We start from the raw sequence: 9715 nt of genomic DNA, 5'->3' as shown, positions 1-9715 counted from the left end.
AACCGCCGGTTCCTTGGCCGTCATGCCGGCCGATGTTCTGTCGGGCCGGGCCGAGTCTTCTCGCGAGCATGAGCGCGCACGGCCCCTGCTGGGATTTGTCTCGATTTTTTTTGAAGCGGCTACGGCCAGAATGAACAGATTGGGTTCATGATGCACTGGCTGTGCGAGATCGCGAGCCAATTCCGGAAAGTCTTCTTTCATCCGGGACGTTCGACCGGCGGATCGAGTTCGAAATAGAAGGCATTATGGCGCCGACGACGCAAACATTACGATCATCAACGCGCTCATATCCCGCATAATCCTTATTTTCGGGCTTTACTCATAGCGCCGTTATTCCTCATACTGAATATTATCGGCACCTCAATGCTGCAATGCAGAAAGCAGAATAACTTTTTTACGAAAATATTGGGATGGCATGAAGCGCTGGAATTAGATATCACTAGAAACGGCACGCCCCGCTTAAGATAACGTGCAACGCCTAGCCGATGGCCAGAGTTTCCATGGAGGCGAGGATGACAACGCAAGCTCGGGCGATGCCGGGGCCGCATCTAAGCATATGCGATACTGGATCCTACGCGCCGAACGAGGCGTTTTCGGCATTCAGGGAGGCCATTGCAAGCGCCTTTATGCCGTGGTCATTGGAACGCAGACCGGAAAAAAACTTCAGCGCGATAATTACGAATTTTACGACACGTTCAGTATCGTTCGGCCGCTCTCGAATGACGCCGATCAGGGGTATTCGGGCTAAGTCTGAGATTTCCAAGTCGCCCGACCTCTGCTTGTATGCGAACTATGTCATATCGGGTGAACTTGTCATCGAGCAAGGCGGCCGAATGACGAGCGCGAAGGGTGGCGATCTTATCATCTATGACAGCACGCGGCCGGTAAATCATATCAAAGTTGGTGATTGCCCTTTCGAGGATATATCCTTCAGCATTCCGAAGGACCGGATCTCGTGTGAAGGTAGAACATTCGAGAATTTGGCAATTCCGGGACCGAAAATCATTGCGCCCCTAGCGGCAAGCCTTAAATTTCTTTCTCAGAATATGTTATCGTCTTCGTCCGACGAATTGGAAGCTCTCGGTCGGGTGTGCGCGACTTTGCTTTCAATTGCGTCGTCGGACTACGGAGATTACCGCCGCCTCGAATCTATCGATCTAATGTCGAGCCGACGCGCTCGAGAGATGATGCGGTACATCGAAGCCAACTTGGATAACAGCGATCTATCGCCGAGTACCGTCGCTGCACACTTGGGAATATCCGTTCGTTACGTACACAAACAATTTGCAGTCTTTGGCATGACCTTCAGTGACTATGTGAGATCGAAACGCCTCGAACACATCAGTGCCGACCTTCAGTCGGATGTGGGACGGGGCCAGCAAATCAGCAGCCTGGCTTACCGCTGGGGTTTCAACGATCTGTCGACGTTCAACAGATCCTTCAAGAAGAAGTTCGGCTGTTTGCCACGCGAATTTCGTTCGAAGTTTGGGTAAGTGCCGATGCTGCGCGCTTGCTGACCCGCGCCTCTTATCAAGAGAAATAGAGAGAGGACCGAATCTTGGATTTCGACGATCGATTTGATGTCGGGTGACGTGGTGCCCAGGGGCAGAATTGAACTGCCGACACTGCGATTTTCAGTCGCATGCTCTACCAACTGAGCTACCTGGGCGTGCCTTCGCGGCCAGGGGCCCTCTGCGAAGTCCGGCCCTTATAGGGGGGCGCTTCGCGGGATGCAAGCGCCCCGAAATGCCGCGCGACCGGCTTCATTTTTTATCGCCGTCCGAGCTTCTCTTCTCGTCGTTCGCGCCTGCTCCGTCCCCCTCGTCTTCGTCCCGGCCCGCGACGGCGTAGCCTCCGCTGAACCATTTTCCGAGATCGATGTCGGCGCAGCGTTTGGAGCAGAAGGGCCGGTAGGCCTCGACGGCGGTGTTGCCGCAAATCGGGCAACGGACAGGCCTTTTACGCGGATCTTGGGGCGATGGCATAGCGAACGAGGATCCTACGCGCGATCGACTTCGGCGTACTTCAGCCAATTGTACTGGATCGGAAACTTCTCGGAATTGAGAAGGCCCACGACTTCGGTCAAAGGCAGGCCGACAACATTCGTATAAGAGCCGATCAGCCTCTGCACGAAACAGCCTGCCAGTCCCTGGATAGCATAGCCGCCCGCCTTGCCGCGCCACTCGCGCGACGCGATGTAGGATTCGAGCTCCGACCGGCTGATGTAGCGGAAGCGCACCCGTGTATCTACGATCTTCGTCCGCATGCGATCGTCGGGCGTGATGAGACACACGCACGTCTGCACCTTGTGCGTCCTTCCCGAGAGAAGTTGTAGAGACGCCATCGCTTCCTCGATGTGGGCCGGTTTCATGAGGATCTTGCGTCCCATGGCAACGACGGTATCGGCGGCGAGGATATAGGAATCCGCGAGATCGCCGTCGTTGGCGATCTGATCGCGTGCCGCCTCCGCCTTTGCCTTCGCCAGACGCGTGACGAGGGCGCGGGGCATTTCTCCCCGCTTGGCACTCTCATCGATCGAGGCGGGCCGCAACGCATCCGGCGTGATGCCGACTTGCGCGAGGAGTGTGACGCGGCGCGGGCTGGCGCTCGCCAGGATCAGGCGGGGCCGCTCGATTTCCTCCTTCGATGCGGCTCTCTCGCGAGCCTTGGAGCGCCGTAATGTCTCCCGGCTCGCAGCGCCGGTGCGAGCAAAAGTCGGAATAATGGATGATTTCAGCGACGACATCATGGGCGGCCTGCGAAATGCAACGCGTTCGGCATCAAGAATGATTTCGCGGACAATGGGCAAGCCTTCCGATTTTAGCAAGTCCTGGCCGCGTTGCGGGCGACTGCAAAACAGGGCATGAATAGCGCCGCAACTTGGCGGTGATGATGGCGACCATGCCTCTCAAAGCGGACCCGGCCGGACTTCTCGCTCGAACGCCGCTTTTTGGCGGTCTCGATGAAGCAAGCCGCAAAGCGGTTGCCGGAGAATTGCGGGAAGCCGCATACGAACCTGGGCAAGTCATTTTTTCCAGAGGCGATCCGGGGTCCGAGCTGCATATCGTCAGCAAAGGTCGCATCCGGCTTTCGGTTTTGACGTCCGACGGTCGCGAGCTATCGTTTGCGCATGTCGAGCCGCCCTCGATCTTCGGAGAGCTTGCGATTTTCGACGGGAGGCCGCGCTCCGCCGATGCCACAGCAGTCAACCGCGTCGAGACCTTGATGCTTTCGAAGGCGGCGTTTGTGCGGCTTATGGAGTCGCGGCTATCAATTGGCGAAGCCGCCTTGCGATTTCTCGCAGGCCGCCTTCGCGACGCCGATGAGCAGCTCGAAGCGATCGCGTTACATCCTATCGAGGCGAGGCTGGCACGTTTCTTTCTCGCGTCGGTACGGCAGAAAGACCCAGAGGGCAGAGCTGAGAAGATTTCACTTGCCCTGCCGATTTCGCAGAGCGAGCTGGCGCTTCTCGTCGGCGCGAGTCGTCCCAAAGTCAATGCCGCGCTCGGAATGCTCGAATCTGAAGGCGCAATCGAACGGCGGGGACAACAGGTCATTTGCGATATTGCTGCATTGAGCGGCATCGGCCGGGTCGATGAAAAGGACTGAGTTCACCGAGAACAGAGTGCTTCCCGGTTCAATCCAATGACGATCTTGGATCGACATAACGAGCAATCCAGACCGGATGGTTGGCTCGCCATGATCCGCCAGAGCGTTCGCCCGATTAGGGCGGTTTTCGGCGCGATATCGCGTATCGGCATCAAAGATTATCCACCCGACACCCAGCGCCGCCTCAAAATCGTGAACGTTTTTTCTGCCTTGGTCGTAATGACGACGTTCATTTACGCAATTCAGCTCTGGCTGTCGGGTGACAAATCAATGATGCCCGTTGTGCTCATCAATCTCGGCCTTGCGATCATCGTATCGTTTGTGCCGCTGATGCACAGGATCAACGAGATGGCGGGTGGACTGCTGCTCGTCGTCGCGGAGTTCACTGCGCTTATAGGCTTCACCTCTTATTTCGGACGATTGGGCGGTGCGCCTTTGCAATATGTCGTCGCGGCGGCTGCGCCATTCGTCATTTTTGAAGCACGCCGCTTCTGGCTTGTCTTTGCGATCGTGACGGCTGCCCTCGTTCTACACCTCGTCGCATGGTTTCAGTTTCCGATGGAAGCAGCGCGCCTCCATGCAGAGGCCGGCGTTATCAATTCCCTATATGTGCAGGGCGCGATCACGACATTCGGTTTGATTGCGGCGTGCGTCTACTATGCGTTCGGGCTCGTCGAGACAGCAAAAGCCGAGACCGAGACGGTGTTGCGGAATGTTCTGCCTGATGATGTTGTCGAAAGACTGAAGGCTGCTCCGGGGGAACGTATTGCCGACGGATTTTCGGACGCATCCGTTCTTTTTGCCGACATTAGCGGCTTCGTCCGCATGGCGCGCGGTCTTGGTCCCGAACGGACCGTCGCGTTGCTCAATCGGCTTGTCAGCGAATTCGATGCGCTGGCAGAGCTTCACGGAGTGGAGAAAATCAAAACCATCGGAGACGCGTATATGGTGGCGTCGGGCGTGCCGATCCCGCGCGCCGATCATGTGCAGGCACTCGCCGCAATGGCGCTCGATCTCGTCGCGACAGTTCACAAAATCAGCGTCGCTGAGGACGTGCCGATTAGCGTACGCGTCGGGATGGCGGCGGGGCCGATGATGGCCGGCGTGATCGGAAAAAATAAGTTCAGCTATGACGTCTGGGGCGATCCGGTGAACCTTGCGAGCCGTCTCGAACAGTCGAGCGAACCGGGACGCATTACGATCTGTCCCGACTGTTTCGCAGCGCTGAATAGCACGTTCGTGCTGGAGCCGCGCGGGTCGATCGATATCAAGGGCGTCGGCCGGCAGGACGTTTGGTTCTTAAACGGACGGCGATGATGGCGCTCATCCCTTCCAGTGCAGCGTGCAGACGAGTGTGAAAAGGCGCCGGGCGGTGTCTTCGTCGACGATGATCTTCGGCAAAAGCTTGTCGCGAAGCAGCGTGCTTCCTTCGTCGTGCAGGGCGCGGCGGCTGACGTCGATCGCTTGAATGCGCGCGGGCGGCGCCGTGCGCACAGCCTCGTAATAGGATTCACAGATCATGAAATAATCTTTCATGATCCGCTTCAAAGGCGTGAGAGCTATTGCGTGTTCCAACGCCGTCCCTGCGCTTTCGGGAACAATGCTCATTTGCAGGCGGTCATCAATCACCGAAAGATGCAGCTTGTAGGGCCCATCATCCAAATCTTCGATGCGGAAGGAATTACCATCGAGAATATCGAAGATTGCGACTTCTCGCTCGTGCTCGGTATTGGCGTTGGCACGGCCGAGCGACTTCGTGTCGAGCGTAATATCCGCCAAACGGTCACGACTTCTTTCGACTGTGCTCACGGCCTGATCCATGCGGCATCAATTCGTTTTTGCGAGGCGCACTTCCACTGAACGACGGTGTCCTTCCAACCCTTCCGCACGCGCGAGGGTCATTGCGGCAGGGCCAACCGCTGCGAGCGCGGCTTCATCAAGCTTCAGAATGGACGTCCGCTTCATGAAATCGAGCACTCCGAGCCCCGAAGAGAATTTGGCGCTGCGTGCGGTGGGAAGCACGTGATTGGATCCGGAAACATAATCACCGATCACTTCCGGCGTCGCGTGCCCAATGAAAATAGCGCCAGCATTACGAATTCTTTGAGCCAATTCTTCAGCATCCTTCGTAGCGATTTCCAGATGCTCGGCTGCAACACGATCCGCTAATGCCGGAGCTTCGTCCAGCGAATTCAAAACGACAGATGCGCCGTAGGCGTTCCAACTTTCTCCCGCGATATTTCCGCGCGGCAACGTTTGCAATTGGCGCGCGACTGCCTGCTCGACGGCGGCGGCGAAATCCGCATCGTCGGTCATGAGAATAGATTGCGCGGCGGTATCATGTTCGGCCTGGGCAATAAGGTCGGTCGCAATCCACTCCGGATTGTTGTGCCGGTCGGCGATGACCAGCACCTCGGAGGGGCCTGCGATCGAATCGATGCCGACGATGCCGAACACCTGACGCTTGGCTGCCGCGACGTAGGCATTACCGGGGCCGACAATCTTCACCACGGGCCGGATGGTTTCGGTGCCGTAGGCTAGCGCGGCAACGGCCTGGGCTCCGCCGATGCGATAAATTTCGGTTACGCCCGCAATCTTGGCGGCTGCGAGTACCAGCGGATTCAATTCACCGGAAGGCGACGGAACCACCATGACGATGCGCGGCACACCGGCGACCTTCGCCGGGACTGCATTCATCAGCACGGAACTCGGGTACGAAGCCAGACCGCCGGGAACATAAAGCCCCGCCGACTCAACTGCCGTCCAGCGATGGCCCAGCTCGACCCCGACCGCGTCGCGATAGCGGTCGTCCGTCGGCAATTGCCGTTGGTGATGATCGGCGATGCGATCGTGCGCAAAATGGAGCGCGTCGATCGTTTCTTTTGAGCATTCCTGAAACGCGGCATCGACCTCTGTCGCGGTGACGGCCATACCTATTTTGCGAAGATCCAGGCGGTCGAATTTAAGTGTCAGGTCAACAAGCGCTGCGTCTCCGCGCGCCCGTACGTCGGCAATGATTTCCCGCACCGCGTTGTCAACGTCGGCAGAAACCTCGCGCTTCTGCGTGAGCAGCTCGGCGAACCGTTTTTCAAAATCCTTATCGGCGCTCTTCAGCCGCATCGGCATTGAGTCATTCCTTAGAGGGTTGGGAGTCCGCGGCGCTCAGCTTGCGTCTTCTGGATGCTCCGGTGAGCGGTCCGTGGACCAAGCCGCACCAAGATCCTTCAATTCGACCTCGATGCATTCGACGTTGAGCCGAATGGCCGCACCGCCGGAAAAAGTCAACGTGACATCGCCTTCAGGGGACTCCGCATCCCCCGTGCGTTGGAAGGTTATCGCGAGCAATGCCAAAACGGCACGCTTATCCTTAAGATCAATTCCGTGCAGTTTGGCGCCGTTGACGCGTTCGAAACGAATGCCGGTTCGCCGCCGCTCGTAGCTCTCACCCGCCTTTGATTTCGGTGTCGCAACGGCTTTTGCCCAATCGAAGCGATTAGCGATCGCGACAAACCGCTTTTCGCTCGGCAAATAAGACATTTCGCCGGTTCGAAGAACAGCATCCTGCAGATGCGCCGAAAGAATGCCAAGGTCTTCGGCGTCCAATGCGATAAGTCTGAGATCGGGCATCGGTCTTGAACGTCTCCGCGAAATTCTCCAGCGCGGCAAAAGTGTTATCGAGTGGAACCGTCGCGCGCAACATCACCGGCCAAATGGAAGTCTCCGAGCACGGCAAACGCCGCCGATCGATTTCTTCGCCGTAATCGTCAACCCGACAGACGTTCGATTTGAGCACCGCAACGACTGAGCTTCTGCTCCAGTTGTTCGAAGCCTCGGTCGAGATGGTAAACGCGATTGATCATCGTATCGCCCTCGCCCGCAAGTCCCGCAATGACCAGCGATACCGATGCCCTCAGGTCTGTCGCCATGACCGGCGCGCCCTTCAGCGTCTTGACGCCTTTGATCGTCGCCGTATCACCATGAAGCTGAATGTCGGCGCCGAGGCGCGCAAGCTCCTGGACGTGCATGAAACGGTTCTCGAAAATCGTTTCGCGAATGACGCTTGTCCCTGATGCGCGCGTAAGAAGCGCCATTAGTTGCGCCTGCAGGTCGGTCGGAAAGCCCGGAAACGGCTGAGTTTCTATCGATACAGGGTCGATGGCGCCGCCATTGCGCATAACGCGAATGCCAGTGTCTGTTGCCTTGACCGTCGTGCCCGTCTCGGCAAGGACGTCGAGAGCGGATTTCAGATCATCTATCCGGCCACCTTCGAGCGTAACGTCGCCGCCCGTCGCCGCGACCGCCATGGCGAATGTCCCGGTTTCGATCCGATCGGGAAGGACGGTATGCACCGCGCCTTCGAGCCGGTCCCGGCCTTGGATACGCAATGTCGACGTTCCGATGCCTTCAACTTTGGCGCCCATTTTCGAAAGACAACGCGCGACGTCACCGATTTCGGGTTCTCTCGCGGCATTCTCGATGACGGTTTCGCCTTTTGCCAAAGCTGCCGCTAGCAGGACATTGTGCGTGGCGCCTACAGAGACTTTCGGAAATACGATGTGTGCGCCACGAAGGCCCTTTGGAGCACGCGCGATGACGTACCCCGCATCGATATCGATATCAGCACCAAGTTCCTTCAATCCCATCAAATGCATATCGACGGGTCGCGTGCCGATCGCGCAACCGCCCGGAAGCGAAACCTTCGCCTCACCCATGCGCGCAATCAGCGGACCCAGCACCCAAAAACTGGCGCGCATCCGCGAAACCATTTCGTAGGGTGCGGTCGTGTCAACAATGTCCCGGGCCGTCAGATGAAGGGTGTCGCCGAGGTGCATCGCCGGCCCCGGTCGCTTGCCGTCGACGGCGAGATCGACGCCGTGGTTGCGTAGAATACGGACCAATAAGTTGACGTCAGCGAGGTTCGGGACGTTCTTAAGTGTCAGTCGGTCCTCGGTCAGGAGGCTTGCGATCAGCAGCGGGAGAGCTGCATTCTTGGCGCCGGAAATTGGGATTGTGCCTCGGAGCGCCTGGCCACCGGTAACCCTGATCCGATCCATTGATGCCCGTTGTCTCCAATGAGGAGCAAAGCCTCGGCGCATCGCCGAGATTCGCTTCTTAGCCAGTGTGGCTGATTAACGGTTTCAGGGCAGCCCTCGCAAGCGCATTTTCCCAGGCAATCCGCGGATTCAGCTTCGTTCGGGGGATTCGTCGCTATTGGTGTGATCGCGGCCACTCGCCTGATTACGAGCCGCTTCCTTGCGACGCTTCAAATTGGCTCGAAGGTTCTCGGCAAGGCGCGCGGCGCGGGCGTCTTTTGGCGATACGCGGGCGGATTTTTCTTTTTGATGACGGTCAATCATGTGCAATTCGCAGGAAGCGGCGCGCGAAATCCTATTTCTGCGACCTCATTTCCGACCTTGGCTTTCCGTCTTGCCCCCCGTCAAGCCTTGTGGCAGTGTCCGGCCGCCTGCAGAGCAGGCACCGCGCGCGTCGGTTCATCGGCGCGTTTGCTTTTTCTTGGCGCCTGTTACCGGCGTCTCGTGACCATTCAGGCTGCCGTAGCTCAGTGGTAGAGCACTCCCTTGGTAAGGGAGAGGTCGAGAGTTCAATCCCCTCCGGCAGCACCAGTTTTTCAGCCTAAAAATTCTCGCTTCGTTGGACCATCGGCGGATATGGCCGAACGACGCGCGGGTACCTATATTCGGGGTATCCGCCGTCGATCCTTCGGCCAACCGAGACGCCTTCGACATGGCTCAGTCTTGGCACATTTCACGGCTAATTTCCGCGCCTTACCGCGCATGGCGTTTGGCTGGCGGTACTTCAAGAAAAGCTAGGAGAACACCCAGGCCCGATCGGGCGTCACTGAGCGGAAACCTGCCGCTCCATCGGGCGACATGCACCTTCTAATAAGGGGTTGTCTATGAACGTCTCAAGCATCTTGCAGGCTAAGGGGCCCGACCTCATGATGGTCAGGCCCACCGAAACCATCCAGAACGCCGCGATGAGGCTTCGCCTCAAAAGCGTTGGGGCATTGATCGTCAGCAATGATGGCGTCACGCTCGATGGGCTTATCACTGAGCGCGCCATTTCCGACGGCGTTGCCGTTCAT

Annotated in this window: 10 protein-coding genes, 2 tRNA genes and 1 pseudogene; 6 read left to right on the top strand and 7 right to left on the bottom strand. The window is 57.9% G+C overall.

Annotation, left to right across the window (positions count from 1 at the left end):
• The first annotated feature begins 485 nt into the window (after positions 1–485).
• Positions 486–1493, top strand: coding sequence for a helix-turn-helix domain-containing protein (locus VHB22_RS07050; RefSeq protein ID WP_325456253.1), 1008 nt, complete (start codon positions 486–488; stop codon positions 1491–1493).
• Positions 1494–1593: 100 nt separating this feature from the next.
• On the opposite strand, the gene VHB22_RS07045 is transcribed toward VHB22_RS07050, so the two are convergent.
• From VHB22_RS07045 to VHB22_RS07035, 3 genes are all read right to left on the bottom strand, one after another.
• Positions 1594–1669, bottom strand: a tRNA-Phe gene (locus VHB22_RS07045).
• A gap of 94 nt (positions 1670–1763) precedes the next feature.
• Positions 1764–1985: a DNA gyrase inhibitor YacG gene (locus VHB22_RS07040; protein ID WP_325456252.1), complete on the bottom strand. Its 222-nt coding sequence runs from the start codon at positions 1983–1985 to the stop codon at positions 1764–1766.
• Positions 1986–1999: 14 nt separating this feature from the next.
• Entirely contained in the window at positions 2000–2749 is a 750-nt protein-coding gene (locus tag VHB22_RS07035; protein ID WP_325456254.1) for a Maf family nucleotide pyrophosphatase, read from the bottom strand.
• Between the two features lie 143 nt (positions 2750–2892).
• Here VHB22_RS07035 and VHB22_RS07030 point away from each other — a divergent pair, with 143 nt between their 5' ends.
• Together VHB22_RS07030 and VHB22_RS07025 are read left to right on the top strand one after the other, a co-directional pair.
• Positions 2893–3609 (top strand): Crp/Fnr family transcriptional regulator, encoded by a 717-nt coding sequence (locus tag VHB22_RS07030; RefSeq protein WP_325456251.1) that lies wholly within the window; start codon positions 2893–2895, stop codon positions 3607–3609.
• A 90-nt stretch (positions 3610–3699) separates the two neighbouring features.
• On the top strand, positions 3700–4926 hold the full coding sequence (locus VHB22_RS07025; protein WP_325456250.1) for an adenylate/guanylate cyclase domain-containing protein: 1227 nt from the start codon (positions 3700–3702) through the stop codon (positions 4924–4926).
• Between the two features lie 6 nt (positions 4927–4932).
• Here VHB22_RS07025 and VHB22_RS07020 read toward each other — a convergent pair whose 3' ends face one another.
• The 4 genes from VHB22_RS07020 to murA all read right to left on the bottom strand — a co-directional run bounded on the left by VHB22_RS07020 (position 4933) and on the right by murA (position 8663).
• Positions 4933–5430, bottom strand: coding sequence for a UPF0262 family protein (locus VHB22_RS07020; protein WP_325456249.1), 498 nt, complete (start codon positions 5428–5430; stop codon positions 4933–4935).
• A 6-nt stretch (positions 5431–5436) separates the two neighbouring features.
• Entirely contained in the window at positions 5437–6735 is a 1299-nt protein-coding gene (gene hisD / locus VHB22_RS07015; protein ID WP_325456248.1) for a histidinol dehydrogenase, read from the bottom strand.
• 36 nt (positions 6736–6771) lie between these two features.
• Positions 6772–7236, bottom strand: coding sequence for a DUF2948 family protein (locus tag VHB22_RS07010; protein ID WP_325456247.1), 465 nt, complete (start codon positions 7234–7236; stop codon positions 6772–6774).
• A gap of 137 nt (positions 7237–7373) precedes the next feature.
• On the bottom strand, positions 7374–8663 hold the full coding sequence (gene murA / locus VHB22_RS07005; RefSeq protein ID WP_325456246.1) for a UDP-N-acetylglucosamine 1-carboxyvinyltransferase: 1290 nt from the start codon (positions 8661–8663) through the stop codon (positions 7374–7376).
• A gap of 162 nt (positions 8664–8825) precedes the next feature.
• Here murA and VHB22_RS07000 point away from each other — a divergent pair, with 162 nt between their 5' ends.
• From VHB22_RS07000 to VHB22_RS06990, 3 genes and pseudogenes are all read left to right on the top strand, one after another.
• A complete protein-coding gene (locus VHB22_RS07000) occupies positions 8826–9179 on the top strand; it encodes a hypothetical protein (protein ID WP_325456245.1) in 354 nt (117 codons plus the stop codon).
• Positions 9159–9233 (top strand) — tRNA-Thr (locus VHB22_RS06995). Before VHB22_RS07000 ends, VHB22_RS06995 begins: the two co-directional genes overlap by 21 nt.
• Before the next feature lie 293 nt (positions 9234–9526).
• Positions 9527–9715: pseudogene (locus VHB22_RS06990) on the top strand (histidine kinase); the annotation flags it as partial.

The sequence above is a fragment of the Hyphomicrobium sp. genome (assembly GCF_035548195.1).
GTDB lineage: Bacteria > Pseudomonadota > Alphaproteobacteria > Rhizobiales > Hyphomicrobiaceae > Hyphomicrobium_B.
Note: the sequence above shows the minus strand (reverse complement) of the source record. Positions and strands in the feature narration are given on the sequence as shown.

Bases quoted from the DNA above. Each gene is read 5' to 3' on its own strand.
- VHB22_RS07050 (WP_325456253.1), top strand. From the start codon at position 486: ATGGCCAGAGTTTCCATGGAGGCGAGGATGACAACGCAAGCTCGGGCG.
- VHB22_RS07040 (WP_325456252.1), bottom strand. From the start codon at position 1,985: ATGCCATCGCCCCAAGATCCGCGTAAAAGGCCTGTCCGTTGCCCGATT.
- VHB22_RS07035 (WP_325456254.1), bottom strand. From the start codon at position 2,749: ATGATGTCGTCGCTGAAATCATCCATTATTCCGACTTTTGCTCGCACC.
- VHB22_RS07030 (WP_325456251.1), top strand. From the start codon at position 2,893: ATGGCGACCATGCCTCTCAAAGCGGACCCGGCCGGACTTCTCGCTCGA.
- VHB22_RS07025 (WP_325456250.1), top strand. From the start codon at position 3,700: ATGATCCGCCAGAGCGTTCGCCCGATTAGGGCGGTTTTCGGCGCGATA.
- VHB22_RS07020 (WP_325456249.1), bottom strand. From the start codon at position 5,430: ATGGATCAGGCCGTGAGCACAGTCGAAAGAAGTCGTGACCGTTTGGCG.
- hisD (WP_325456248.1), bottom strand. From the start codon at position 6,735: ATGCCGATGCGGCTGAAGAGCGCCGATAAGGATTTTGAAAAACGGTTC.
- VHB22_RS07010 (WP_325456247.1), bottom strand. From the start codon at position 7,236: ATGCCCGATCTCAGACTTATCGCATTGGACGCCGAAGACCTTGGCATT.
- murA (WP_325456246.1), bottom strand. From the start codon at position 8,663: ATGGATCGGATCAGGGTTACCGGTGGCCAGGCGCTCCGAGGCACAATC.